At 42.5% G+C, this 541-nt stretch carries 1 pseudogene; it reads left to right on the top strand.

The window, feature by feature from the left end:
* Positions 1–541: pseudogene (locus ACFINC_RS11860) on the top strand (hypothetical protein); the annotation flags it as partial.

Genomic DNA, 541 nt, shown 5'->3' with positions numbered 1-541 from the left:
CTTCATGGGCAAGGTGACACAAGAAGCAAGAGCAAACTGAAGTTACTTTTAGATGGAGATATTTCTGAAGGGTCTAGTGAGGCGATTACGGGCAACCAGCTTTATTCTTTGAATAAGACACTAGCGATGTATTTAGGTGGAGGAGCGAGCTATGAAGGTGGCGCATGGCATGCTCCAGAGTTTAAGGTTGCGCGCTTTAATGCAGATGGTAGTTTATCAGATAAGAAGAACTATAATGATGTTGCAGGTGCCTTTGAAGGTGTTAGTGAGAGTATGACGCTTATCAACGACCGAATTAAAGAGGTTTCTAACAATATAGATACGAATAGTTTGCATTGGAATGAAGAAGCCGGGTCGTATGATGCGAGTCATAAGGGAGCTTCGAGTAAGATTACGAATGTTTTGGGTGGCAAGGTTGAAAAAGGTTCGCAAGAAGTAGTGAATGGAGGTCAGCTATGGGAGACGAACGAGAAGGTCAACGAGGTTGATCATAAGGTAGATAAGCTAGACCAACATGTTAAAGATATTGAAACTGCGGTTA

Source organism: Bartonella sp. AP58NXGY, assembly GCF_042195785.1.
In the GTDB taxonomy this organism is placed as follows: Bacteria; Pseudomonadota; Alphaproteobacteria; order Rhizobiales; family Rhizobiaceae; genus Bartonella.
The sequence above is the reverse complement of the archived record's forward strand: the minus strand, read 5'-3'. Positions and strand labels throughout refer to the sequence as shown.